This window comes from Burkholderia sp. 22088, assembly GCF_052045915.1.
GTDB lineage: Bacteria > Pseudomonadota > Gammaproteobacteria > Burkholderiales > Burkholderiaceae > Burkholderia > Burkholderia cepacia.
This window is the reverse complement of sequence record NZ_JBQEPY010000025.1, coordinates 36183-60863: the sequence shown is the minus strand read 5'-3', so window position 1 is coordinate 60863 and position 24681 is coordinate 36183. Positions and strand designations below refer to the sequence as shown.

The following is a 24681-nucleotide window of genomic DNA, read 5'->3' as shown; positions in this document are numbered from 1 at the left end:
TGCTTCGCGACGACCTTTACACGATGAATGCACCCGAGCCGCGGCCGCGCGGCACGCTGATGATCCAGGGCACGACGTCCGACGCGGGCAAGAGCACGCTGGTCGCGGGCCTGTGCCGGCTGGCGCGCCGCGGCGGCGCGCGCGTTGCGCCGTTCAAGCCGCAGAACATGGCGCTCAACAGCGCGGTCACGGCCGACGGCGGCGAAATCGGCCGCGCGCAGGCACTGCAGGCGCTGGCCGCGGGCGTTGCGCCGCATACGGATTTCAACCCCGTGCTGCTGAAGCCGACGAGCGACCGCGGCGCGCAGGTGATCATTCACGGCAAGGCGCGCATGAACCTCGATGCACGCGCGTATCACGGCTACAAGCCGGTCGCGTTCGAAGCGGTGCTCGAGTCGTACGCGCGCCTGCGCGCCGGCTACGACACGGTGATCGTCGAGGGCGCGGGGAGCCCGGCCGAGATCAACCTGCGCGAAGGCGACATCGCGAACATGGGGTTTGCCGAACGCGTCGACTGCCCGGTCGTGCTCGTCGCCGACATCGACCGCGGCGGCGTGTTCGCGCACCTGGTCGGCACGCTCGCGTGCCTGTCGGACAGCGAGCGCGCACGCGTGCGCGGCTTCGTGATCAACCGCTTCCGCGGCGACGTCAAGCTGCTCGAACCGGGGCTCGACTGGCTGCGTGCGCAGACGGGCAAGCCCGTGTTCGGCGTGCTGCCGTACCTGCACGGCCTGCTGCTCGACGCCGAGGACATGCTGCCCGCACAGGCGCGCAGCGCCGCCGCACGCGGCGATGCCGGCCTGCTGCGCGTCGTCGTGCCGGCGCTGCCGCGCATCAGCAACCACACCGATTTCGACCCGCTGCGCGCGCATCCGCAGGTCGAATTCACGTACTGGAAGAGCGGCCCCGTCCCGGATGCCGACCTCCTGATCCTGCCCGGTTCGAAGAGCGTGCAGCGCGATCTCGCATGGCTGCGCGACGCGGGCTGGGACACGCTGATCCGTCGCCATCTGCGCTACGGCGGCAAGGTGATCGGCATCTGCGGCGGGATGCAGATGCTTGGCCGCACGCTCGACGATCCGCTCGGCCTCGAAGGGGCGCCCGGCAGCGTGCCGGGGCTCGGGCTGCTCGATTTCGACACGACCCTGCAGCGCGACAAGACGCTGAAGAACGTGACCGGGCATCTCGCGCTGCCGGGCGGGGCGGCCGTGCGCGGCTACGAGATCCACATGGGCGACACGCACGGGCCCGCGCTCGCGTCGCCCGCGCTGACGCTGGCCGCCGACGCCGCACCCGATGCCTCCGACGCCTCCGACGTCACACGCCCGGACGGCGCGGTGTCCGCCGATGGCCAGATCCTCGCGACCTACGTGCACGGGCTGTTCGACTCGCCCGACGCATGCGCGGCGCTGCTCGCGTGGGCCGGGCTCGACGGCGCGGCGCGCATCGACTATCCGGCGTTGCGCGAGGCATCGCTCGAGCGGCTGGCCGACTCGTTCGCCGACCATCTCGATCTCGACGCGCTGTACGCCGAGTTTCGTTGACGCGGGCCGGGCCGTGCTCGCTTTTTCCGCCGGATCGCATACAACACAGGAGGGCGGATGTCCGCCTGGAGGAGTGCGACGATGAAGGCTCGATGGTGGTGGAGCGTGCTGCTCGCGGCGCTGCTGGGCGTGTCGGCGGTTGCGCACGCGTGCGATTCGTACGCACCGGGCGGCGGCCAGTCCGGTTCCGGCGACGCCACACAAGGCAAGAGCGGTTACTGAAGCAGGTCGCGGGGCATGATCGGTCATGCCCCTTTTTATGTCCCGATTGATTCCATATGAGAATCAGTTAAAGCGAATTGGCGCGTTTATCGGTTGAATCGATTCGAATAGAGTGCGATCCATTCACACCACTCACGAAGGAATTCGCCATGAACCCCAATCGCCTCAACGATTTCGCCGCGACCCTGCTGCGCGTCGCGCTCGGCGTGCTGTACCTCGCGCACGTCGCGCAGAAGGTGTTCGTCTTCACGCTGCCCGGCACCGCGCAGTTCTTCGCGTCGATCGGCCTGCCGGGCTGGCTCGCGTACCTGACGACGTTCGTCGAACTGGCGGGCGGCCTGGCGCTGCTCGCGGGCTTCCGCGTGCGCGTCGCCGCGCTGGTGCTGCTGCCGTTCATGCTCGGCGCGACCGCCGCGCATTTGCCGAACGGCTGGAGCTTCGCGTCGCCGAACGGCGGCTGGGAATACCCGGCGTTCTGGGCCGTCACGCTCGCCGTGCAGGCGCTGCTGGGCGGCGGCGCGTTCGCGCTCGGCGCACGGGAAGCCGCGGTTCAGCGTGCGTAATGGGGTAAGTGGGTAAGTCGGCGGGGTAAGTCGGCGTACACGGCGCGGCGCAACCCGTTCCGGTGACACCCCGTTTGCCGATATCATCGCTCCCTGTATCCGCAATCGAGCGGCGCCTGCCTCGCGGCAGGGGCCGCGCGGCTTTTTCGGGGGAATTCATGACGGTGATCGTGGTGGCGAATCCGAAGGGCGGCGTGGGGAAGAGCACGCTGTCCACCAATCTTGCCGGCTATTTCGCGGCGCAGGGCGCGTGGGTCGCGCTTGCCGACCTGGACCGGCAGCAGTCCGCGCATGCTTGGCTCGACCTGCGGCCGGCCGGACTGCCGGCAATCGAGGCATGGGAACTCGATCCGGACGCGCCGACGAAGCCGCCGCGCGGCCTCGAATATGCGGTGATCGATACGCCGGCCGGGCTGCACGGCAACCGGCTCAACGTCGCGCTGCAACTGGCCGACAAGGTGATCGTGCCGCTGCAGCCGTCGATGTTCGATATTCTGGCCACGCAGCAGTTTCTGGAGCGCCTCGCCGGAGAGAAGGCCGTGCGCAAGGGCAGCGTCGAGGTCGGGATCGTCGGGATGCGGGTCGATGCGCGCACGCGCTCGTCGGACCAGCTTCACCGGTTCGTCGAAGGGCTCGGCCTGCCGGTGCTCGGCTACGTGCGCGACACGCAGAACTACGTGCAGATCGCCGCGCACGGCCTCACGCTGTGGGACGTCGCGAAGAGCCGGGTCGAGAAGGATCTCGAACAGTGGCGGCCGATCGTCGAATGGGCCGAACGCCGCGCGCCGAAGGCCGAGAAGACGGAGAGGGCCGCCAAGGCGTCCTGATCGCGCGGCCGCCGGGCGGGGACGCGATGAAATGAGAAAGGGCCGGATCCCGTGGCACACGGCATCCGGCCCTTCGACCCTTCAACCGCAAGCGGCACAGCCGCTCCCGCGCGCAGCGGCACGCGGGCGTGCCGGTCAGTCAGGTCAGGTCCAGTTCTGCGTCGGCACGTGATCGCGGTGGCCCTTGATCTTGTTGCCGTCGTCGATGAACACGAGCTTCGGCTTCCAGCCGGCCTGAATCTCGGCTTCGTCGACCATCGCGAATGCCGCGATGATCACGAGGTCGCCGAGCTGCGCGCGACGCGCGGCCGAGCCGTTCAGCGAGATCATCCCGCTGCCGCGCTCGCCCTTGATCGCGTACGTCGAGAAACGCTCGCCGTTGTTGATGTTCCAGATGTCGATCCGTTCGTTTTCGATGAGGCCGGCCGCTTCGAGCAGGTCTTCGTCGATCGCGCACGAGCCTTCGTAGTGCAGCTCGCAGTGCGTGACGGCCGCGCGATGGATCTTCGATTTGAGCATGTGGCGCTGCATGGTGTCTCCGTGATGCGTCGTGAGAGGCGCGGGCGGGCGGCCCGTCAGATTTCCAGGTTGTCGATCAGGCGCGTCGCGCCGAGCTTCGCGGCCGCGAGCACGACGAGCGGCTCGCCGGCTTCGAGTTCGGCGGCGCTCGGTGCGATCAGGTTCGCGCGGCGGCGGATCGCGATGTAGTCGGGCGCCCAGCCGCGCTCGGCCAGGTGCGTGCGCGCGTGATGCTCGAGCTTGCCGAGGTCGCGTTCGCCGCCGAGCACGCTGTCGCGCACGCGCTGCAGCGTTTTCGCGAGTTCGGGCGCTTCCTTGCGCTCGTCGGTCGTCAGGTAGCGGTTGCGCGACGACAGCGCGAGGCCGTCCTCGTCGCGCACGGTTTCGGCCGCGATGATCTCGACCGGCAGCGCGAGTTGCTGGCACATCCGGCGCACGATCATCAGCTGCTGGTAATCCTTCTTGCCGAACACGGCGACGCGCGGCTGCACGCAGGACATCAGCTTCGTGACGACCGTGCACACGCCGGCGAAGAAGCCGGGCCGGAATTCACCCTCGAGAATGCCGCCGAGGTCGTCCGGCGGCAGCACGCGGTATTCCTGCGGTTCCGGGTACATGTCGCGCTCGGTCGGCGCGAACAGCACGTAGACGTTTTCCTGCTGCAGCTTCTCGATATCGTCCTGGAGCGTGCGCGGATACTTGTCGAAATCCTCGTTCGGGCCGAATTGCAACCGGTTGACGAAGATGCTCGCCACGACCGGGTCGCCGTGCTGGCGCGCGAGGCGCATCAGCGACAGGTGCCCTTCGTGCAGGTTGCCCATCGTCGGCACGAACGCCGTGCGGTTCTGTCCACGCAACTGGTCGCGCAGTTCCTGGATCGAGCTGATGACTTTCATGATCGGGTAGCGGTTTCCTCGCGCATGCGCGCGTTGGCGCCGCAGCAGCGGCGTCGGGGTCGAAGCGGAGAACGCCGGCGCGCGGGCGGCGCATCGGGCGTCGGCGGATTGTAGAGGATTTGGCCGCCAAACGCATCGAAAAAAGTACGGTCGTTCACTTTTTAACCGGGCGTGCCGGCAACGGCCCGCGCAGTCGCGTCGGGCTGCGGCGAGGCGGCATGTGTGCCGGAATGAATCGGGGGGTGGGAAGGGCGGACGCGGGCGCCAGGCCGGTTACGCGGGCAGGTACGCGAGACGCACGTAGATCGGCGCGAACGGCTCGGCCTGCGTGATCTCGAGGAGCGATTCGCGCGCGAGTTCGAGCATCGCGATGAAATTCACGACGACGACCGGCACGCCGCGCGACGTGTCGAACAGCTCGGCGAATTCCATGAAGCGCGCGTTCTGCAGCCGGCGCAGGATCAGGCTCATGTGCTCCCGCACCGACAACTCCTCGCGGGAGATCTTGTGGTGCTGGACGAGCTTCGCGCGCTTGAGCACGTCGGCCCATGCGGCGCGCAGGTCGTCCGAATTCACGTCGGGGAAGCGCGGCGTGACGCTCTGCTCGATGTAGACCTCGGCGCGCAGGAAGTCGCGGCCGAGCTGCGGCAACTGGTCGAGCCGCTGCGCGGCGAGCTTCATCTGCTCGTATTCGAGCAGGCGGCGCACGAGTTCGGCGCGCGGATCCTCGGCTTCCTCGCCGGTGTCGGCCTTCTTGACCGGCAGCAGCATCCGCGACTTGATCTCGATCAGCATCGCGGCCATCAGCAGGTACTCGGCCGCGAGCTCGAGGTTCGACGTGCGGATCTGGTCGACGTAGCCCAGATATTGCGCGGTGACCTGCGCCATCGGGATGTCGAGCACGTTGAAGTTCTGCTTGCGGATCAGGTAGAGCAGCAGGTCGAGCGGGCCTTCGAAGGTCTCGAGGAACACCTCGAGCGCATCGGGCGGGATGTAGAGATCCTGCGGCAGCTTGAACAGCGGCTCGCCGTACAGGCGAGCGAATGCCGCGACACCGTCGACCGTGTCGGGCGTCGAATCGGCGCCCGCGGGCGCAGCGATCGCGTCGTCCTGGCGGGCGGCGCTGGCCTCGTCGGCGGCGCTCACGTCGTCAGAAGTTCTGGTAGTAGACGTACGACGTTTGCTTCACGCGCGATTCCTGCTGCTCGGCGCGCTCTTCGAGGTCGATCGGCTGCTTGTCCCACAGCAGGGAACGGCCCTTGCGCTGCTCTTCCTCGAGCGTCGGCTTCTGTTGCTTGAGCTGGTTCAGGAACTGCGTGACATCGGACTGGTACGGCATGGCTGGATTTTCCGTTTCGGGCGGCGCACGATGCGCCGGATTCACGATGGCGGGATTTTACCGCATCGCGGGAACGGCCGGCGGCAATCGCGCGTCGAATCCGCGGGTTGGCGCGCAGCCGGTGGCCGCAAGCGCACCGCCGGGCATGACGCCGCGGCCACGCGCGCTCGCGCGGCGGTTTACAAACATTAAGCTTTGGCGCCGGCACGCTGTGGTCAAATACAGGGTTTTCCACAAAACCGTGACAACCGAGGGCGAGGTCATATTTGGCGGGGCAGTCGAACCAGCAAGCACATCCGGCACATGACGCGGGCCCGCGCGTGGAACGCAATCGCGCCGGCGCCGCGGCCCGTGCCGCACGGGCGACCCTCGCGGGTTGCCTGGCCGCGTGCTTCGCGCTGCCGGCCCACGCGAAGTACGACGTCGACATCGACGCGCCGCGCTCGGTTCGCAAGCTGCTCAAGACGCACCTCGACATCGCGCGCTTCGCGAAGCGCGACGACATCAGCGACGACCAGTTCGACTTCCTCGTGACGGCCACGCCGCAGCAGGTGCGCGACCTGACCGCGACGGCCGGGTATTTCTCGCCGGTCGTGCGCACCGACGTGCGCACGCGCGACGGCAAGCGCGACGTGCGCATCGCGGTCGATCCGGGCAAGCAGACCCTCGTGTCGAGCGTCGACCTGACCTTCAAGGGGCCCGTCGACACCGAGGACCCGAAGCAGGAAGCCGCGACCCGTTTCGCGTTTTCGCTGAAGCCGGGCGACCCGTTCACGCAGTCCGACTGGGACGGCGCGAAGGGCGCGGCGCTCAGGCAACTGCAGTCGCGTCGTTATCTCGGCGCGAAGATCGCGTCGTCGGAGGCGCGCATCGACCCGCGCACGCAACGCGCGACGCTCGCGGTCACGTTCGACAGCGGTCCGACGTTCACGATCGGCAAGGTCGACGTCGACGGTGTGCGGCGCTATCCGGAGAAGATCGTCACGAACGTCAATCCGCTGTCGGAAGGCGAGATCTACGACGTGCAGCGGATCACCGAATTGCAGCGGCAGTTGCAGAACACGCCGTACTACGCGAGCGTCGCGATCGACGTCGGCGACGATACGGCGAAGCCCGAGCGCACGCCCGTGCACGTGAAGGTCAGCGAGTTCCCGTACAACAACATCCGCGGCGGCGTCGGCTTCGCGACCGACACCGGGCCGCATGTGCAGGGCTCCTACACGTATCTCGACACGTTCGGCGCCGCGTGGCCGCTGACCGTGTCGGGCCGGCTCGACCAGATCCAGCAATACGGGCAGGTCCAGCTGTCGATGCCGCCGGGCGAGAAGGGGTGGACCAACAGCGTGCTCGCGTCGTACACGAACACCAACGTGTCGGATACGCGCATCTACAGCGCGCGGGTCGGCGTGCAGCGCACGCGCACGGGCCAGTTCATCGACTATTCGTATTCGCTGATGTACTACCAGGACCGGCTCGACCAGAACAGCGCGGGGCCGACCACGAGCCGCGCGCTCGTGCCGCAATGGGCATGGACGCGCCGCAACGTCGACGATCCGCTGTTCCCGCGTTCGGGCAACCTGATCCACGCGGAGGCCGGCTTCGCGGTCAAGGGCGTGCTGACCGACCAGACCTTCATCCGCGGCTACGCGCGCGGCCAGCAGTACCTGCCGGTCGGCAAGCGCGACCTGTTCGTGTTCCGCGCGGAGCTCGGCGGCGTGTTCACGAGCGGCAGCTCGACCGGCGTGCCGGCATCGCTGCTGTTCCGCGCGGGCGGCTCGAATTCGGTGCGCGGCTACGGTTACCAGAGCATCGGCAACAGCGTCGACGGTTCCGTCCTGCCGACCAAGTACCTGATGACGGGCACCGCCGAATACCAGCACTGGTTCAACCGCGACTGGGGCGCCGCGACGTTCTTCGACATCGGCACGGCCACCGATGCGTGGGGCGAACGCGTGTTCTACCCGGGCGTCGGCGTCGGCGCGCGCTGGCGCAGCCCCGTCGGCCCGATCAACGTCGACGTCGCGTACGGGTTGCGCAACCATAGCGTGCGCCCGTACCTGACGCTCGGCATCGCTTTCTGAACGTACCGCTTCATCGACGAACCGCATGACGAAGGACCCGAACGATACGAACGACACGCCGCCGCCTGGCGATCCGGACACGCCCGGCGGCGCGCCCGACGCGCCGCCGCGCGCGCCGCGCCGCGGGCCCGTCGCGCGCATCGGGCGGTTCGTCGCATGGACGCTCGCGACGGTCGTGCTGCTCGTCGTGCTGGCCGTCGGGCTCGTGCTGGCCGCGGTGACGACCGAGCACGGCACGCGGCTCGCGTGGCAGGTGGCGGAGCGCGTGCTCGGCACGCGGCTCGCGGGCACGCTCGACGGCGGCTCGCTCGCGACCGGCGTGCGGTTGCGCGGGTTCGCCTGGACGAGCCCCGACGGCACCGGTACCGAAATCCGCATCGACCGGCTCGACGGCCGCTGGGCATTGACCCGCGCGCCGTGGCGTCTGTCCATCGCGTATCTTCGGGCCGGCACGATCGACGTGCGGATCCCGCCGGGGCCGTCGACGCCGAGTACGACGCCGCAGGACCTGAGCCTGCCGCTGCAGTTGCGGATCGACGACCTGCGCGTCGATCACCTCGCGATCCACGACGGCGGCTCGACGACGCAGTTCGACCATCTCGCGCTGAACGGCCGCAGCGACGGTCGTCACCATGAACTCGTGCTCGACGGCGTCGATACGCCGTACGGTGCGCTGACCGCGCGCGCGAAACTCGACGGCGTGAAGCCGTTCGCGCTGACGGGGGAGGCCACTTACTCAGGCAAGCTGTCCGACGAGCCGGTCGATGCGCGCGCTCGCGTGTCGGGCTCGCTCGAGGCGCTCGTCGCGGAAGTCGACGCGAGCGGGATGAAGCTGAACGGGCGCGCGCACGTCGAGGCCGCGCCGTTCGGCGCGGTGCCGCTCACGCGCGCGTCGCTCGCGTTCGATCACGTGAACCCGCAGGCGCTCGCGCCCGGCGCGCCGGCCGCCGATCTCGCGGTGCGCGCGGAACTCGCACCCGTGACCGCGCCGGCCGGCTCGGCGCCCGCAAAGGGGTTCGCGGTGACGGGCCCGGTGTCGATCGTCAACGCGAAGCCCGGCACGCTCGGCGACCACCTGTTGCCGGTGATCGACGCGCACGCGAACGTGCATCTCGACGCGCACGCGCAGCGGATCGACGCGCTCGCGCTGAAGCTGATCCGCGACGGCAGCGTGACGGGCAACGGCACGCTGACGGGCGGCAAGGGCCGCTTCGACCTGAAGGTCGCGAACCTCGACCTGAACGCCTTCGTCGCCGAGCTGCGGCCGATGCGCTTGGGCGGCCCGCTCGGCGTGACGCTCGCGGGCGGCGTGACGACCGTCGACTTCAACCTGAACGATCCGAAGCTCGCGCTCGGCGCACGCGCGAAGGTTGCGCTGACGCCGCAGCAGACCGTGCTGACCGACGCGCGCGTGACGGCGGGCAAGGGCCGCATCGACCTGACGGGCGTGTTCCGCCACGATGCGCATTCGAGCTACGACGCGAAGGCGACGCTGACCGGATTCGATCCGCTGCTGCTCGCCGCGCAGAGCGCGCCGAAGGCCGGCAGCGGCAAGGCGCCTGTCAAGGTTGTGAAGGCGCCGCCCAGGCGCGGCGAGACGCGCGTGTCGGGCACGCTGACGGCGTCGGGCGCATTCGCGCCGCAGGTGTCGACGAAGGCGACCTTCAAGCTCGGCGACAGCCTGTACGACGGCGTGCCGCTGACCGGCGCCGGCGTCGTGCAGCTCGCCGGCTCGCGGATCCTGCCGAGCAACGCGAACCTGTCGATTGCCGGTAATCATGTCGACCTGCGTGGCAGCTTCGGGGCGCCCGGCGACCGGCTGCGCTTCGTCGTCGACGCGCCGCAGCTCGACCGGCTCGGCTTCGGCGTGGAAGGACTCGTGCAGGCGCAGGGCGACCTGACCGGCAGCTTCGCGCATCCGAACGTGACGGCCATCTACAAGGCCGAGCACGTCGTCGTCGGCTCGAACCGGATCGGTGCCGCGCAGGGCCGCGCGGACATCCGCGACGGCGCGCACGGCGCCCTCGTGTTCACGGCCGACGCGACCGACCTCGCGCTCGGTTCGCTGAATCTGAAATCGCTGCGCGCGAACCTCGACGGCACGCGCGCGAAGCACACGCTCGACGCGTCGGCGCTCGGGACGGCCGGCGGCCGCGTGATCGACTTGACGCTCGCGGCGAACGGCGGCGTGGTCGAGAGCCGCGACGGGATGCGCTGGGACGGTACCGTGACGCGGCTCGCGAACCGCGGCACGCCGGCCGTCGCGCTGCAGGCGCCACTGACCGTATCGGCCGGTGCCGGCCGCGTGACGCTCGGCGCGACGCGGCTCACGCTCGAGGGCGCGGCGATCGACCTGAAGTCGTTCGTGTTCGATCACGGCCAGATGCGCTCGGCGGGCTCCGTGAGCGGCGTGTCGGTCGCGCGTTTCCTCGAGGTCCGCCAGGAGCTGACGGGCCAGCGGCCGCCGGTGCGAACCGACGTCGTGCTCGACGCCGACTGGGATTTCTCGCTCGGCGCGAACTCGACCGGCCATGTGCAGGTGAAGCGGCGCGGCGGCGACGTGACGATCGAGAGCGGGCGCGGCATCGCGTCGCTGGGGCTGACCGACCTGTCCGCGCGCGCGAACTTCACGCCCGGCAACCGGCTCAACGTGACGGCGCTCGCGAAGGCGAACCGGATCGGCACGCTCGACGCGAACGTCACCGTGCCGTTCGCGCTGCGCGACGGCATGTTCGGCGTGGTCGACGACGGCCCGCTGTCGGGCCGTATCGACGTCGACGTCCCGGCGCTGAAGACGACCGGCAACCTGTTCGGGCCGAGCTACCTGCTCGGCGGGCGCGCGGCGCTGAAGCTGACCGTCGCGGGCACGCCGGCGAAGCCGAACCTGTCGGGGATGCTGACGGGCGACGACCTGTCCGCGACGCTCGTCGACCAGGGCGTGCAGCTGAAGGACGGCATCGTGCGCATCAAGCTGTCGGAAAACCTCGTCGAATTCCAGCAGGTCGAGTTCCACGGCGGCGACGGCACGCTGCGCGCACTTGGCCGCGTGCGTCTCGACGGCGAGGCGCCCGACCTGACCGCGAGCATCGTCGCGGACAAGCTCGAGCTGTTCGCGGCGCCGGACCGGAAGCTGTCGCTGTCGGGCAAGGCGACGGTCGCGAACGACGGGCCGCGCGGCGCGCTGTCGATCGACGGCAAGTTCGTCGTCGATCGCGCGCTGTTCGACCTGCCCGAGGAATCGGCGCCGCACCTGTCGGACGACGTGGTGATCGTGCAACCCGACGGCACGGTGCGCGGCGAGACGCCGACCGGCACCGCCGTCGCCAAGCCGAAGCCGGCCGCGGACAAACCGGCGCCGTCGCTCGCGCCGCGCGCGAACATCGACATCGGCCTCGGCAACAACTTCCGCTTCAAGGGGCACGGCGCGGATCTCGGGCTGCGCGGCACGATCACCGTGATGAGCGCGCCGGGCGTGCCGCTGCGCGCGGTCGGCAACGTGCGCGTGACCGAAGGATCGACGTACACGTCGTTCGGCCGCAAGCTCGCGATCGAGAACGGCTTCTTCACGTTCAACGGCCCCGTGTCGAACCCGGGCGTCAACATCCTCGCGATGCGGCGCAACCAGGAAGTCGAGGCCGGCGTGCAGGTCACGGGCACGATCCAGTCGCTGACGGTCAAGCTGGTGTCGGAACCGAACGTCACGGACAACGAAAAGCTGTCGTGGCTGCTGTTCGGGCACGGCACCGACCAGGGCAACAACGTCGGCCAGCAGGGCACGATGACGGCGGCGCTCGGGCTGCTCGGCAGTGTGACCGGCAAGCGCGTCGCGCAGACCTTCGGTCTCGACGAGGTCTCGGTTGGCCGCAGCGAGGTAGGCCTGACCGACCCGCAGGTCGTGCTGGTGTCGAAGGCGATCAACGAGCGGTTCGTGCTCGGCTTCGAGCAGGGGCTGCAGTCGGCGAGCAACGCGTTCAAGGCGACGATCAACCTGACGCGCTTCTGGTCCGTGTCCGCGTACGGCGGCACGTTCCAGGGCGTCGACCTGAACTACACGCGGCGTTTCGACCGGTGGTTCGGCAGCGATGCGGCGCGGGCGCGGCGTGCCGAGCAGCCATGAATGAAAAAGCCCCGCACGAAACGAATCGTGCGGGGCTTTGTTTGGCGCCAGCGGCAGCGCGTTCGGCTTACTTCACGCGCATGCCGGGCTTCGCGCCGCTGTGCGGCTCGAGGATGTAGAGGCCCGGTTCCGCCTTCTCGTCGGTGGCCGACGCGGCGAGCACCATCCCTTCGGACAGGCCGAACTTCATCTTGCGCGGCGCGAGGTTCGCGACCATCACGGTCAGCTTGCCCACGAGCTGCTCGGGCTGGTACGCGGACTTGATGCCCGAGAACACGTTGCGGGTCTTTTCCTCGCCGACGTCGAGCGTGAGCTGCAGCAGCTTGTCCGAACCCTCGACGGCCTGGCACGCGACGATCTTCGCGATGCGCAGGTCGATCTTCGCGAAATCGTCGATCGAGATGGGGGCATCGTCGGCGCCGTTCACGGCGGCCGGCTTCGCGTTCGCCTTGGCGTTCTTCGCCTCCTTGGCGGCGTTCGCGCTCGCGGCGGCCGCGCCGGTGGCCTCGGCCTGCAGCGAATCGCGGTTCGCGGCGAGCAATGCCTCGATCTGCTTCGGGTCGACGCGCGTCATCAGGTGCTGGTACGCCTTGATCGGCTGTTCCGACGACAGCGGCTTCGCGGCATCGGCCCATGCGAGCGGCGCGATCCCGAAGAACGACTCGACGGCCTCGGCCACGCGCGGCATCACCGGCTTCAGCGCGAGCGACAGCAGGCGGAAGGACTCGAGGCTCACGCTGCAGGTTTCGTGCAGCGCGACCGCGTTGGCCGGATCCTTCGCGAGATCCCACGGTTTGGCGCCGTCGACGTACGCGTTCACTTCGTCCGCGAGCTCCATCGTGTGGCGCAGCGCGCGGCCGTACTCGCGTGCTTCGTAGTGCGCGGCGATCCCGGGAATCGCATCGCGCAGCTTCACGACGAGCGGATGGTTCATCGCGCTGTCCTGCACGCGGCCGTCGAAGCGCTTGATCAGGAAGCCTGCCGCGCGGCTCGCGATGTTCACGTACTTGCCGACGAGATCGCTGTTCACGCGCGCCTGGAAATCGTCGAGGTTCAGGTCGATGTCTTCCATCGTCGCGTTCAGCTTCGCGGCGAAGTAGTAGCGCAGCCATTCGGGGTTCAGGCCCGTGTCGATGTAGCTCTGCGCGGTGATGAACGTGCCGCGCGACTTCGACATCTTCGCGCCGTCGACCGTCAGGAAGCCGTGCGCGAACACGTTGGTCGGCGTGCGGTGGCCCGAGAACTCGAGCATCGCGGGCCAGAACAGCGTGTGGAAGTACAGGATGTCCTTGCCGATGAAGTGATACTGCTCGGTGGTCGAGCCCGGGCGGATCCACGCGTCGAAGTCGACGCCGTTGCGGTCGCACAGGTTCTTGAAGCTCGCGTAGTAGCCGACGGGCGCGTCGAGCCACACGTAGAAATACTTGCCGGGCGCGCCCGGGATCTCGAAGCCGAAGTACGGCGCGTCACGCGAGATGTCCCAGTCGGCGAGCTTGGCCTCGCCGGCGTCGCCGAGCCATTCGCGCATCTTGTTGGTCGCTTCGGGCTGCGCGAGGCCGCTCACCCATTCGCGCAGGAACGTTTCGCAGCGCGGATCGGACAGGCGGAAGAAGTAGTGCTTCGACGTCTTGCGCACCGGCGTCGCGCCCGACACGACCGAATACGGGTTCAGCAGTTCGGTCGGCAGGTAGGTCGAGCCGCACACTTCGCAGTTGTCGCCGTACTGGTCCTTCGCGTGGCACTTCGGGCACTCGCCCTTGATGAAGCGGTCGGGCAGGAACATTTCCTTGACGGGATCGTACGCCTGCTCGATCTCGCGCTCGGCGATGAAACCGGCTTCCTGCAGCGCGACGTAGATCTTCTCGCTCAGCACGCGGTTCTCGTCCGAATCGGTCGAGTAGAAATTGTCGAACGACACGCCGAAGCTGTCGAAGTCGCGCTTGTGCTCGGTCCACACGCGGTCGATCAGCTGCTTCGGGGTCAGGCCTTCCTTCTCCGCGCGCAGCATGATCGGCGTGCCGTGCGTGTCGTCGGCGCCGATGTAGTAGACCTCATGGCCATGCATTCGCAGCGTCCGCACCCAGATGTCGGTCTGGATGTACTCGACCAGGTGGCCGATGTGGATCTGCCCGTTGGCATAGGGCAGTGCGGACGTAACGAGGATCTGGCGGTCACCTTGCGGCGCCGCAGCCTGCACGGAAGTGAGGTCGGATGCGGACATAGGGTCTGTAGAGGAACGGCGGAAAACGACGGGAAACTGCGATTCTAGCAGGGGCGCGCGCCGGCGACGCGGGCAGGGCGCCGCTGACCGGGCGCCGGAACGGACGGGGCCGCGCAAGCGGCGTGCCCGGCGGTGACATGCTGCGGCGCAGCACGAATTCTGCGGGCAAAAAAAACCGGGGCGGATACGGCCCCGGAGCAACAACGACAAGAGGAGAATGGTGACGCGCCGGCAACACCAGCCGCGTACCGTAAATACTGACCACGGCCTGCGACAGAAGTTCGAAAATTTTTTCGATTTGTTACCGGCTCCGCCGGAAGTCTTGTCCGGCGGGGCTGCGCGGGCGGCGGGCCCGCGCCTTCCCCTCGTCGTGCGCTTACTGCGCCTGTGCTGCGCGCAGGTAGATTTCGACGCGGCGGTTCTGTGCGCGGCCGGCTTCCGTCGCGTTGTCCGCGATCGGGTTCGACGGGCCCATGCCCTGTGCCGACAGGCGGCCGCCGGCGACGCCGCGCTGCACGAGCGCGTTGACGACGCTCTGCGCACGGTTCTGCGACAGCGTCTGGTTCAGCTGCTGCGAACCCGTGCTGTCCGTGTAGCCGACGATCGATGCCGTCACTTGCGGGTTCTGGTTCAGCGTCGTCGCCAGGTCGTTCAGCAGCGGCGTGAAGGCCGGCGTGATCGCGTACTGGTTCGTCGCGAACGTCACCGAGCTCGGCACGTTCAGCTTCAGCGAGCCGTCCGGCTGCTCGGTCACCTGCGTACCCGTCTTGGCTGCCGACGGCGCGAGCTTGTTCTTGATCGCCTGCCAGTTGTAACCCGTCACGCCGCCGACCAGTGCGCCGACGCCCGCGCCGATCGCCGCGCCCTTGCCGCCGCCCGCCAGCGCGCCGATGCCTGCGCCCAGTGCCGCACCCGTGCCGGTACCGACGGCCGTATTGTTGCCTTGCTGCGTGGCGCAGCCTGCCAGCAGTGCGCCGGCCAATGCGAAGACGGACAGACGGGTCGCGATTTTCATGTTCATCTTGGATTCCTCTCTTGGTTGAACGAGTCGACAACGACGACAACAACAGTTACGGCTCCACGCGCGGGCCGCCCGAAAAAGGAGGGCAGGCCTGCGCCAGCGGCAGCCGCCGAGGTGGCCGCATGCCCTGTCCGTCAGCGTGGCTGTTCGGGCAGTGCGACGCGTCAGCCTCTACAATATAGGCGGTTGGTGGCCGATTTGGCCCCATAGCATGCCGCAGGCGAAGAGTGCGCCGGGTCGCGCGTTCGCGCAATGGCGTGCAACAGATTCTTTCACTTTTCCCGATTTTCGCAGCGTAATTTGATATTTTTTGACGTTTGCGCGCGAGAAAAACGTTTTCACGGAGTTTCGATGAGCATTGACCGGGCACAAGTCGACGCCGCTTTGGCGGCTGTCGTCGACCCCAATACCGGCCGTCCGTATGCGGCGAACAAGGGCGTGCGCAACGTCGCGATCGACGGCGACGTCGTGGCGCTCGACGTGGTGCTCGGTTATCCCGCGCGCAGCCAGCACGACGACGTGCGCGCACGCGTCACCGCGGCGCTCCAGGCCGTGCCCGGCGTGCGCGACGCGCGCGTCGCCGTGTCGCAGGAGATCGTCGCGCACACGGTGCAGCGTGGCGTGAAACTGCTGCCGAACGTGAAGAACGTCGTGGCGGTCGCATCGGGCAAGGGCGGCGTCGGCAAGAGCACGACGGCCGTCAACCTCGCGCTCGCGCTCGCCGCCGAAGGCGCGTCGGTCGGCATCCTCGACGCCGACATCTACGGCCCGTCACTGCCGACGATGCTCGGCATCCACGGCCAGCGGCCCGAGTCGCCCGACAACCAGTCGATGAACCCGCTCGTCGGCCACGGGCTGCAGGCGAACTCGATCGGCTTCCTGATCGAGGAAGACAACCCGATGGTGTGGCGCGGCCCGATGGCGACCTCCGCGCTCGAGCAGTTGCTGCGCCAGACCAACTGGCGCGAGCTCGACTACCTGATCGTCGACATGCCGCCCGGCACGGGCGACATCCAGCTCACGCTCGCGCAGCGCGTGCCGGTCACGGGCGCGGTGATCGTCACGACGCCGCAGGACATCGCGCTGCTCGACGCGAAGAAGGGCCTGAAGATGTTCGAGAAGGTCGGGATTCCGATCCTCGGCATCGTCGAGAACATGAGCATCCACATCTGTTCGAACTGCGGCCACGAAGAACACATCTTCGGCGCCGGCGGGGCCGAGCGGATGGCGAAGGATTACGACGTGAACGTGCTCGGCAGCCTGCCGCTCGACATCGCGATCCGCGAGCGGGCCGACAGCGGCACGCCGACGGTCGCGGCCGATCCCGAAGGCGCGCTGGCCCGTCGTTACCGCGACATCGCGCGCGGCGTCGCACTGGCGATTGCCGAGCGATCGCGCGACATGACGTCGAAGTTTCCGTCGATCGTTGTTCAAAATACGTAAAACCCTTGCGGGGCGGGGCCTCACGCTGTTTACGGCGCCGCGAGGCGCGGTATCATGGCGACTTTTCCCGGGTCCCTTTACCCGCCCGGCGCGGCCGTCGTGTCAAACGGCCGCCAGCCGGCATGAGGATCGAATGAAACAACGACATCACGGCGTACGTGCCGGCCGCGTGCGGTACGCGCTGCTGGCCGCCGCCGCGCTGGGCCTGCTGGCCGGCTGCACCTCCTTTTCCTCGTCGCACGAAAAACGGGCCGACGCACAACTGCAGCCGACGGTCGGCTCGCAGGCGCGCGGCGCGGTGACGTTCGTCGAGCGTCCGGACGGCGTTCAGGTCACGTACAACCTGGCCGGCCTTCCGCCCAACAGCGATCACGCGCTACAGGTGCACGAACGCGGCGACTGCAACGCGGGCGACGGCTCGAGCGCCGGCCAGGTGTTCGCGCCGGCCGCCGACCGGTTGCGCGCGGGCGCCCGCGTCGCCGGCGATCTCGGCAACATCCATGCGGACGCGAACGGCGTCGCGGCCGGCTTCATCGTCGCGCCCGATCTGGCCCTCGATGGCGTGCGCTCGGCGATGAACCGCGCGGCGCTGGTGCACCGCGACTCGAGCGATCCCGCGTTTCCGCAGCATGGCGCGGGGCCCGCGCTCGCCTGCGGCGTGATCCGTTGACGGCTGCCGCGTGCGTGCGCCGATGATCGCGTAAAATGTCCGCCTTTCCCGGCCGCCGTCTCGCGCGAGCGGCCCTCCCTGACCGTCACGCAGCGTTTCCAGGCGCCCCGATATGAGCATCAAGTCCGACAAATGGATTCGGCGCATGGCCGAAGAGCACAAGATGATCGAGCCGTTCGTGCCCGATCAGGTTCGCGCGTCCGAGGACGGCCGCCGGATCGTCAGCTACGGCACGTCGAGCTACGGCTATGACATCCGCTGCGCGGACGAATTCAAGATCTTCACGAACATCAACTCGACGATCGTCGATCCGAAGAACTTCGACGAGGGTTCGTTTGTCGATTTCAAGGGCGACGTGTGCATCATCCCGCCGAACTCGTTCGCGCTGGCCCGCACCGTCGAATATTTCCGCATCCCGCGCACCGTGCTCACCGTCTGCCTCGGCAAGTCGACCTATGCGCGCTGCGGGATCATCGTCAACGTGACGCCGTTCGAACCCGAGTGGGAAGGCTACGTCACGCTGGAATTCTCGAACACCACGCCGTTGCCCGCGAAGATCTACGCGAACGAAGGCGTCGCGCAGGTGCTCTTCTTCGAAAGCGACGAAGTGTGCGACGTGTCGTACGCGGATCGCGGCGGCAAGTATCAGGGGCAGCGCGGTGTCACGCTGCCGAAAACCTGATCTGGTTGTATAACGTCTCACCAGTTTCCGGGTGACCGCTGCGCGTGACGCGCCGCGGTCGTTCTTTTTGGAGAATCGCCCATGAAGTTTCGTTTCCCCGTCGTCATCATCGACGAAGATTTCCGCTCCGAGAACATCTCGGGCTCCGGCATCCGGGCGTTGGCCGAAGCGATCGAGAAGGAGGGCGTCGAAGTCCTCGGCCTCACGAGCTACGGCGATCTGACGTCGTTCGCGCAGCAGTCGAGCCGCGCGTCGTGCTTCATCCTGTCGATCGACGACGACGAACTCATGCTCGGCGAAACCGGCCCGGACGGCGAACTGCCCGAACTCGCGACCGCGATCATCGAGCTGCGCGCGTTCGTCACCGAAGTGCGCCGCCGCAACGCGGACATCCCGATCTTCCTGTACGGCGAGACGCGCACGTCGCGCCACCTGCCGAACGACATCCTGCGCGAGCTGCACGGCTTCATCCACATGTTCGAGGACACGCCGGAGTTCGTCGCGCGCCACATCATCCGCGAGGCGAAGGTCTATCTCGACTCGCTCGCGCCGCCGTTCTTCAAGGAACTGGTGAAGTACGCGGACGAAGGCTCGTACTCGTGGCACTGCCCGGGCCACTCGGGCGGCGTCGCGTTCCTGAAGAACCCGCTCGGCCAGATGTTCCATCAGTTCTTCGGCGAGAACATGCTGCGCGCCGACGTCTGCAACGCGGTGGACGAACTCGGCCAACTGCTCGACCACACGGGCCCGGTCGCCGCGTCCGAGCGCAATGCGGCGCGCATCTTCAGCGCGGACCACCTGTTCTTCGTGACCAACGGCACGTCGACGTCGAACAAGATCGTCTGGCACGCGACGGTCGCGCCCGGCGACATCGTGCTGGTCGACCGCAACTGCCACAAGTCGATCCTGCACGCGATCACGATGACGGGCGCGATTCCGGTGTTCCTCACGCCGACGCGCAACCACTTCGGCATCATCGGGCCGATCCCGCGCGACGAGTTCAAGCCGGAGAACATCCGCAAGAAGATCGAGGCGAACCCGTTCGCGCGCGAGGCGTTGCGCCAGAACCCGGACATGAAGCCGCGCATCCTGACGATCACGCAGAGCACGTACGACGGCGTCGTCTACAACGTCGAGATGATCAAGGACCTGCTCGGCGACCTGCTCGACACGCTGCACTTCGACGAAGCGTGGCTGCCGCACGCGACGTTCCACGACTTCTACCGCGACATGCACGCGATCGGCGACGGCCGTCCGCGCACGGGCGCGCTCGTGTTCGCGACGCACTCGACGCACAAGCTGCTCGCGGGCATCTCGCAGGCATCGCAGATCGTCGTGCAGGATTCGGAGAACCGCACGTTCGACAAGCACCGCTTCAACGAGGCGTACCTGATGCACACGTCGACGAGCCCGCAGTACGCGATCATCGCGTCGTGCGACGTCGCGGCCGCGATGATGGAGCCGCCGGGCGGCACCGCGCTCGTCGAGGAATCGATCGCCGAGGCGATCGATTTCCGCCGCGCGATGCGCAAGGTCGACGCCGAATACGGCGACGACTGGTTCTTCAGCGTGTGGGGCCCGGACGAGCTGTCGGCAGAAGGCATCGGCTCGCGCGACGACTGGATGCTGAAGCCGAACGACCACTGGCACGGCTTCGGCCCGCTGGCGGAAGGCTTCAACATGCTCGACCCGATCAAGGCGACGATCATCACGCCGGGGCTCGACGTCGACGGCGAGTTCGGCGAGACGGGCATCCCCGCCGCGATCGTCACGAAGTACCTGGCCGAGCACGGGATCATCGTCGAGAAGACCGGCCTGTACTCGTTCTTCATCATGTTCACGATCGGCATCACGAAGGGCCGCTGGAACTCGATGGTGACCGAGCTGCAGCAGTTCAAGGACGACTACGACAACAACCAGCCGCTGTGGCGCGTGCTGCCGGAATTCGTCGCGCAGCATCCGCGCTACGAGCGTGTCGGCCTGCGCGACCTGTGCACGCAGATCCACGACGTGTACCGCGCGAACGACATCGCCCGCCTGACGACCGAGATGTACCTGTCGGACATGGAACCGGCGATGAAGCCGTCGGACGCGTTCGCGAAGCTCGCGCACCGCAAGATCGACCGCGTGCCGCTCGACGAGCTCGAAGGCCGCGTGACGAGCATCCTGCTCACGCCGTACCCGCCGGGCATTCCGCTGCTGATTCCGGGCGAGCGCTTCAACAAGACGATCGTGAACTACCTGCGGTTCGCGCGCGACTTCAACGAGCGCTTCCCGGGCTTCCACACCGACATCCACGGCCTCGTCGCGGAAGAGGTGAACGGCCGCGTCGAGTACTTCGTCGACTGCGTGCGCGACTGATGGCGACGCACGGACGAATCCAGGCGATGCGTGCGGCGGTGGCCGCGCTCGTCGTCTGGGCGGCAGGCGCGTCGGGGCTGGCGGGCATGGGTGTCGCGCACGCGGAAGTCGCGGCGGCCGACCCGATCGACGTCGCGATGCGGCAATGCCTCGCGCGGCGCGACCGGTCTTCGCCGGCCGGCCAGATCCAGTGCATGGGCGAAGCGCAGCAGCAGTGGCAGGCCGTGATGGACGGCGCGTACCAGCGCCTGTTGAAGGATGCGCCGGCCGACGCGAAGCGCGGCTGGCAGGACAGCCAGCGCCGCTGGCTCACGTGGCGCAAGGATGAAGTGCATCTGCTGAAGGCCGTGTACGACACCACGCGCGGCACGTCGTACGCGATGTCGAGTGCCGACCTGCAGCTGCAGCCCGTGCGCGATCGCGCGCTGGCGCTGCGCGGCGCGGCCGATCGCTATGCACCGCCGCCCGCCGCCGTGCCGGTGGCGGCCACGAGCGGCGCGCAGGGCGGCACGAGCGCGGCCCAGGGTGGGGCCCGGCCGAACGGCAAGCCGGCGAACGCGCCGCGCGATCCGGCCGTGCGCCGCGTGCGCCCGTGCGAACAGGACGCCGCGTGCGAGCACGCGCTGTTCGACCTGAACCGCTATTACCAGAAGCTGCGCCGCAAGATGCCTGCGCATTCGGCCGCGACGCTCGTACGCGCGCAGCGCGCGTGGGTCGGGTTCCGCGATGCGACGGCGCCGCTCGTCGGCGAGGACGGCCGCGTCGACCTGATCGGCGCGCGCATCGCGACGATGAAACGGCTGTCGGAGACGGCGGGCAACAAGTAAGCGCAACCGCGATGCCGGTTGTTCGGCGATAGGGCAAAACGGGCACCTTCGGGTGCCCGTTTTGCATCGGGTGGCACGCGATCTAAGCGGGCCGTCGCGTAACGTGCCCGCCGAACCACGACGGCACGAGCGCGAGCGCATCGTCGAGCGAGGCGAGCACGTGCAGGCTCAGCGCGACGATCTCGGGCGTCGGCGCCTTCAGGTCGGGCACCGTGACGACCGATGCGCCCGCGCCGGCGGCCGACTGCGCACCGAAATCGCTGTCCTCGAACGCGACGCATGCGTGTGCCGGCACGCCGAGGCGTTCGGCCGCGAGCCGGTAGACGGCCGGGTCGGGCTTGCCGCGCGCGACTTCGTCGCCGCCCGCGATCGCGCGGAAGAACGGCAGCACGCCGACCGCGTCGAGCCGCGCGCGGATCACCTCGCTCGCGGACGACGACGCGACCGCGCACGGAATGCCGGCTTGCGCGAGCGCGTCGAGCAGCGCGAACGCGCCGGGCTTCAGCGGAAACTTCGGATGCGGTTCGGGCGCCGCGAGCTGCTCGCGCACGCGGGTGCGCACCGCGTCGAACGTGTCGGGGTTGCCGATCAGCCGCGCCAGGATCACCTGGCCTTCGGCGAACGAGCGACCGACGATCTGCAGGTAGTCGGCGGTGGTCAGCGTGACGCCGTGCGCATTCGACACGTCGATCCACGTGTTCATGATGGTCCGCTCGGAATCGACGAGCAGGCCGTCCATGTCGAAGAGCGCGGCGGAAAAGGTCATCGGCGGCATTCGGGAAGCGGGGAAGGCAATGGGCGGCGCGACGGCCGCCCGAATGAAAAACGGACGCCGATGGCGTCCGTCCGGAACAGCGGGCTTACCGGCCGAGCGCGGCGCGGGCTGCCTTGACCGCCGCACGCACCTGGTCGGGCGCGGTGCCGCCCGGGTGATTGCGGCTGGCGACCGAACCTTCGAGCGTCAGGTAGCCGAACACGTCTTCGCCGATCAGGTGCGCGACGTTCGGCAGTTCCTGCTTCATCTCGTCGAGCGTCAGGTCGGCCAGGTCGATGCCACGGTCGTCGCAGATCTTCACGGCGTGCGCGACGGCTTCGTGCGCATCGCGGAACGGCAGGCCGCGCTTCACCAGGTAGTCGGCGAGGTCGGTGGCGGTCGAGAAGCCCTGCAGGGCGGCCGCGCGCATCGCGTCCGGCTTCACGGTGATGCCGGCCACCATCTCGGCGAAGATCCGCAGCGTGTCGGCGACGGTGTCGACCGTGTCGAACAGCGGTTCCTTGTCTTCCTGGTTGTCCTTGTTGTACGCGAGCGGCTGGCCTTTCATCAGCGTCAGCAGCGCCATCAGGTGGCCGTTCACGCGGCCCGTCTTGCCGCGCGCGAGCTCGGGCACGTCCGGGTTCTTCTTCTGCGGCATGATCGAGCTGCCGGTGCAGAAGCGGTCGGCGATGTCGATGAAGCCGACGCGCGGGCTCATCCACAGCACGAGTTCTTCGGAGAAGCGCGACACGTGCGTCATCACGAGCGCGGAAGCCGCCGTGAATTCGATTGCGAAGTCGCGATCCGACACCGCGTCGAGCGAGTTCGCGCAGATGCCGTCGAAGCCGAGCGTCTTCGCCACGGCGTGACGGTCGATCGGGTAGCTCGTGCCGGCGAGCGCGGCCGCGCCGAGCGGCAGGCGGTTCACGCGGGTGCGGCAGTCGCGCATGCGCTCGGCGTCGCGCGAGAACATCTCGACGTACGCGAGCAGGTGGTGGCCGAACGTGACGGGTTGCGCGACCTGCAGGTGCGTGAAGCCCGGCATGATCGTGTCGGCGTTCTGTTCCGCGAGGTCGAGCAGCGCGCCGCGCAGGTCGTTCAGCAGGCCGCCGATGCGGTCGATCTCGCCGCGCAGCCACAGGCGGATGTCGGTGGCGACCTGGTCGTTGCGCGAGCGGCCCGTGTGCAGGCGCTTGCCGGCATCGCCGATCAGCGCGGTCAGGCGCGCCTCGATGTTCAGGTGGACGTCTTCCAGGTCGAGCTGCCATTCGAATTCGCCGCGCTCGATTTCACCCTTGATCTGCGCCATTCCGCGTTCGATCGCGGCCAGGTCGTCGGCGCTGATGATCTTCTGCGCGGCGAGCATGTTCGCGTGCGCGAGCGAGCCGGCGATGTCGACGAGCGCGAGGCGCTTGTCGAAAAACACCGACGACGTGTAGCGCTTGACCAGCTCCGACATCGGTTCCGAGAAGCGGGCCGACCAGGCCTCGCCCTTTTTGTGCAGTTGGGACGTCATGGCGATTCTTCGAAGGGGATGTTGGGCGGCGTGCGCCGCCGAGGGAATCCCGCGATTCTAACATTCGCGGGCCTGCCCGCCGCGGCGCGCAGCCGTTCGCGGCGGCCCGCCGGCCGTGGCCCGCGCGGGCCGGCCCGTTCAGTCGCGCACGAGCACGACCAGCTTCAGGTCTTCGCGGTGCGCGGGCTTCAGCGTGATCTGCTGATACACGAGGCGACCGTCGGCCGGATGGTCGAATTCGCGCAGGCCGCCTTCGCGTTCGAACACGTCCTGCGATGCCCAGTACTGCGCGAAGGCGTCGCTGCCGGCGGTCAGTGCGTCGATCAGCGCACGCGTGGGCGCGTCGGTCAGGTGCCGGATCGAATCGGCGCGGAATTCGGCCGCGAGGCGCCGCGCGCGGGTTTCCCAGTCGACGATCAGCGTGCGCGCGGCCGGCGACATGAACGTGAAGCGCAGCAGGTTGCGGTCGTGCTCGCCGTCGAGCCAGCCGGAAAAGAGCGCGGCGGCCGGTGCGTTCCACGCGAGTGCGTTCCATTGCCGGTCGAGCACGTAGGCGGGCGTCGCGATGGCCGCGACGGTCGCGGCGAGCGTCGGCGGCAGGTCGCCGCCCGCGACGTCGGGCTCGGCCGGGTCGCGCTGCGCGGCCAGCTCGAACAGGTACGCGCGCTCGGCCTTCGACAGTTGCAGCGCGACGGCGATCCGCGCGAGTGCGTCGGCCGACGCGGACACGGGGCGGCCCTGTTCGATCCACGTGTACCAGGTGGGGCTGACGCCGCAGAGCTGCGCGACTTCCTCGCGCCGCAGCCCCGGCGTGCGGCGGCGCGGGCCGGGCGGCAGGCCGACGGCCTGCGGCGACAGCCGCTCGCGGTGGGCGCGGATGAATTCGCCGAGCGCACGGGCGGGCGTGGCATCGAGCGGCGGGACGGGGACGGAGGACGGCTGGTTCATGCGGAAACGGCGAAGTGGAAGCGGGGATGCGGCAACGATCAGACGGGTGTATCGAATACCAGAATAACTGCTTAACTTGTACTGGTACAAGCGCGGGCCTATTGTAGCGGCTCGCGCGCTGCCAGGGGAG

General features: G+C 68.4%; 20 protein-coding genes. 11 read left to right on the top strand and 9 right to left on the bottom strand.

Annotated features, from left to right (window positions below):
- The first annotated feature begins 23 nt into the window (after positions 1-23).
- The 4 genes from ACTJLD_RS36570 (at position 24) to ACTJLD_RS36555 (ending at position 3156) form a co-directional block, all read left to right on the top strand.
- Positions 24-1544, top strand: coding sequence for a cobyric acid synthase (locus tag ACTJLD_RS36570; RefSeq protein WP_226155272.1), 1521 nt, complete (start codon positions 24-26; stop codon positions 1542-1544).
- An 81-nt stretch (positions 1545-1625) separates the two neighbouring features.
- Positions 1626-1766 (top strand): hypothetical protein, encoded by a 141-nt coding sequence (locus ACTJLD_RS36565; protein WP_166741928.1) that lies wholly within the window; start codon positions 1626-1628, stop codon positions 1764-1766.
- 149 nt (positions 1767-1915) lie between these two features.
- Positions 1916-2329 carry a DoxX family protein gene (locus tag ACTJLD_RS36560; protein WP_027786730.1) on the top strand — a complete coding sequence of 138 codons (414 nt, stop codon included), beginning with the start codon at positions 1916-1918 and terminating at the stop codon, positions 2327-2329.
- Between the two features lie 158 nt (positions 2330-2487).
- Positions 2488-3156, top strand: a complete 669-nt coding sequence (locus ACTJLD_RS36555; RefSeq protein ID WP_059496656.1) for a ParA family protein — start codon at positions 2488-2490, stop codon at positions 3154-3156.
- Between the two features lie 144 nt (positions 3157-3300).
- Here ACTJLD_RS36555 and panD read toward each other — a convergent pair whose 3' ends face one another.
- The 4 genes from panD to ACTJLD_RS36535 all read right to left on the bottom strand — a co-directional run bounded on the left by panD (position 3301) and on the right by ACTJLD_RS36535 (position 5910).
- The gene (gene panD / locus ACTJLD_RS36550; protein WP_021164250.1) at positions 3301-3687 is read right to left on the bottom strand and encodes an aspartate 1-decarboxylase; all 387 of its coding nucleotides are present in this window, start codon (positions 3685-3687) and stop codon (positions 3301-3303) included.
- Positions 3688-3731: 44 nt separating this feature from the next.
- Positions 3732-4571 carry a pantoate--beta-alanine ligase gene (panC, locus tag ACTJLD_RS36545; protein ID WP_027786732.1) on the bottom strand — a complete coding sequence of 280 codons (840 nt, stop codon included), beginning with the start codon at positions 4569-4571 and terminating at the stop codon, positions 3732-3734.
- Between the two features lie 273 nt (positions 4572-4844).
- Complete coding sequence (locus tag ACTJLD_RS36540; RefSeq protein WP_021164248.1) at positions 4845-5717, bottom strand: segregation and condensation protein A; 873 nt, start codon at positions 5715-5717, stop codon at positions 4845-4847.
- Positions 5718-5721: 4 nt separating this feature from the next.
- Positions 5722-5910, bottom strand: a complete 189-nt coding sequence (locus ACTJLD_RS36535) for a DUF3460 family protein (RefSeq protein ID WP_006478107.1) — start codon at positions 5908-5910, stop codon at positions 5722-5724.
- 266 nt (positions 5911-6176) lie between these two features.
- Between ACTJLD_RS36535 and ACTJLD_RS36530 the strand changes: the two genes are divergently transcribed.
- Both ACTJLD_RS36530 and ACTJLD_RS36525 read left to right on the top strand, forming a co-directional pair.
- A complete protein-coding gene (locus tag ACTJLD_RS36530; protein ID WP_321846187.1) occupies positions 6177-7991 on the top strand; it encodes an autotransporter assembly complex protein TamA in 1815 nt (604 codons plus the stop codon).
- 25 nt (positions 7992-8016) lie between these two features.
- Positions 8017-12108, top strand: a complete 4092-nt coding sequence (locus tag ACTJLD_RS36525) for a translocation/assembly module TamB domain-containing protein (RefSeq protein ID WP_440661174.1) — start codon at positions 8017-8019, stop codon at positions 12106-12108.
- A 67-nt stretch (positions 12109-12175) separates the two neighbouring features.
- Here ACTJLD_RS36525 and metG read toward each other — a convergent pair whose 3' ends face one another.
- Both metG and ACTJLD_RS36515 read right to left on the bottom strand, forming a co-directional pair.
- Complete coding sequence (gene metG, locus ACTJLD_RS36520; protein ID WP_059686614.1) at positions 12176-14329, bottom strand: methionine--tRNA ligase; 2154 nt, start codon at positions 14327-14329, stop codon at positions 12176-12178.
- Positions 14330-14705: 376 nt separating this feature from the next.
- On the bottom strand, positions 14706-15350 hold the full coding sequence (locus ACTJLD_RS36515) for an OmpA family protein (RefSeq protein ID WP_021163796.1): 645 nt from the start codon (positions 15348-15350) through the stop codon (positions 14706-14708).
- A gap of 351 nt (positions 15351-15701) precedes the next feature.
- Between ACTJLD_RS36515 and apbC the strand changes: the two genes are divergently transcribed.
- The 5 genes from apbC to ACTJLD_RS36490 all read left to right on the top strand — a co-directional run bounded on the left by apbC (position 15702) and on the right by ACTJLD_RS36490 (position 21333).
- Positions 15702-16793 carry an iron-sulfur cluster carrier protein ApbC gene (apbC, locus tag ACTJLD_RS36510; protein WP_440661172.1) on the top strand — a complete coding sequence of 364 codons (1092 nt, stop codon included), beginning with the start codon at positions 15702-15704 and terminating at the stop codon, positions 16791-16793.
- A 133-nt stretch (positions 16794-16926) separates the two neighbouring features.
- Entirely contained in the window at positions 16927-17463 is a 537-nt protein-coding gene (gene sodC, locus ACTJLD_RS36505) for a superoxide dismutase [Cu-Zn] (protein ID WP_027786736.1), read from the top strand.
- Between the two features lie 112 nt (positions 17464-17575).
- Positions 17576-18145: a dCTP deaminase gene (dcd, locus tag ACTJLD_RS36500; protein ID WP_006398615.1), complete on the top strand. Its 570-nt coding sequence runs from the start codon at positions 17576-17578 to the stop codon at positions 18143-18145.
- An 81-nt stretch (positions 18146-18226) separates the two neighbouring features.
- Positions 18227-20506: an arginine/lysine/ornithine decarboxylase gene (locus ACTJLD_RS36495; RefSeq protein WP_059697693.1), complete on the top strand. Its 2280-nt coding sequence runs from the start codon at positions 18227-18229 to the stop codon at positions 20504-20506.
- On the top strand, positions 20506-21333 hold the full coding sequence (locus ACTJLD_RS36490; RefSeq protein ID WP_027786737.1) for a lysozyme inhibitor LprI family protein: 828 nt from the start codon (positions 20506-20508) through the stop codon (positions 21331-21333). The genes ACTJLD_RS36495 and ACTJLD_RS36490 overlap by 1 nt, the downstream gene beginning before the upstream one ends.
- Positions 21334-21415: 82 nt before the next feature.
- Here ACTJLD_RS36490 and ACTJLD_RS36485 read toward each other — a convergent pair whose 3' ends face one another.
- The 3 genes from ACTJLD_RS36485 to ACTJLD_RS36475 all read right to left on the bottom strand — a co-directional run bounded on the left by ACTJLD_RS36485 (position 21416) and on the right by ACTJLD_RS36475 (position 24551).
- Positions 21416-22099, bottom strand: coding sequence for an HAD family hydrolase (locus ACTJLD_RS36485; protein WP_060174830.1), 684 nt, complete (start codon positions 22097-22099; stop codon positions 21416-21418).
- Positions 22100-22193: 94 nt separating this feature from the next.
- The gene (gene argH / locus ACTJLD_RS36480) at positions 22194-23603 is read right to left on the bottom strand and encodes an argininosuccinate lyase (protein WP_027786739.1); all 1410 of its coding nucleotides are present in this window, start codon (positions 23601-23603) and stop codon (positions 22194-22196) included.
- A 138-nt stretch (positions 23604-23741) separates the two neighbouring features.
- Positions 23742-24551 carry a helix-turn-helix transcriptional regulator gene (locus tag ACTJLD_RS36475; protein WP_059486192.1) on the bottom strand — a complete coding sequence of 270 codons (810 nt, stop codon included), beginning with the start codon at positions 24549-24551 and terminating at the stop codon, positions 23742-23744.
- Positions 24552-24681 lie beyond the last annotated feature (130 nt).

Bases quoted from the DNA above. Each gene is read 5' to 3' on its own strand.
- panC (WP_027786732.1), bottom strand. From the start codon at position 4,571: ATGAAAGTCATCAGCTCGATCCAGGAACTGCGCGACCAGTTGCGTGGA.
- ACTJLD_RS36535 (WP_006478107.1), bottom strand. From the start codon at position 5,910: ATGCCGTACCAGTCCGATGTCACGCAGTTCCTGAACCAGCTCAAGCAA.
- ACTJLD_RS36565 (WP_166741928.1), top strand. From the start codon at position 1,626: ATGAAGGCTCGATGGTGGTGGAGCGTGCTGCTCGCGGCGCTGCTGGGC.
- panD (WP_021164250.1), bottom strand. From the start codon at position 3,687: ATGCAGCGCCACATGCTCAAATCGAAGATCCATCGCGCGGCCGTCACG.
- ACTJLD_RS36555 (WP_059496656.1), top strand. From the start codon at position 2,488: ATGACGGTGATCGTGGTGGCGAATCCGAAGGGCGGCGTGGGGAAGAGC.
- ACTJLD_RS36570 (WP_226155272.1), top strand. From the start codon at position 24: ATGAATGCACCCGAGCCGCGGCCGCGCGGCACGCTGATGATCCAGGGC.
- ACTJLD_RS36490 (WP_027786737.1), top strand. From the start codon at position 20,506: ATGGCGACGCACGGACGAATCCAGGCGATGCGTGCGGCGGTGGCCGCG.
- ACTJLD_RS36560 (WP_027786730.1), top strand. From the start codon at position 1,916: ATGAACCCCAATCGCCTCAACGATTTCGCCGCGACCCTGCTGCGCGTC.
- ACTJLD_RS36515 (WP_021163796.1), bottom strand. From the start codon at position 15,350: ATGAACATGAAAATCGCGACCCGTCTGTCCGTCTTCGCATTGGCCGGC.
- apbC (WP_440661172.1), top strand. From the start codon at position 15,702: ATGAGCATTGACCGGGCACAAGTCGACGCCGCTTTGGCGGCTGTCGTC.
- argH (WP_027786739.1), bottom strand. From the start codon at position 23,603: ATGACGTCCCAACTGCACAAAAAGGGCGAGGCCTGGTCGGCCCGCTTC.
- metG (WP_059686614.1), bottom strand. From the start codon at position 14,329: ATGTCCGCATCCGACCTCACTTCCGTGCAGGCTGCGGCGCCGCAAGGT.
- sodC (WP_027786736.1), top strand. From the start codon at position 16,927: ATGAAACAACGACATCACGGCGTACGTGCCGGCCGCGTGCGGTACGCG.
- ACTJLD_RS36485 (WP_060174830.1), bottom strand. From the start codon at position 22,099: ATGACCTTTTCCGCCGCGCTCTTCGACATGGACGGCCTGCTCGTCGAT.
- dcd (WP_006398615.1), top strand. From the start codon at position 17,576: ATGAGCATCAAGTCCGACAAATGGATTCGGCGCATGGCCGAAGAGCAC.
- ACTJLD_RS36495 (WP_059697693.1), top strand. From the start codon at position 18,227: ATGAAGTTTCGTTTCCCCGTCGTCATCATCGACGAAGATTTCCGCTCC.
- ACTJLD_RS36475 (WP_059486192.1), bottom strand. From the start codon at position 24,551: ATGAACCAGCCGTCCTCCGTCCCCGTCCCGCCGCTCGATGCCACGCCC.
- ACTJLD_RS36525 (WP_440661174.1), top strand. From the start codon at position 8,017: ATGACGAAGGACCCGAACGATACGAACGACACGCCGCCGCCTGGCGAT.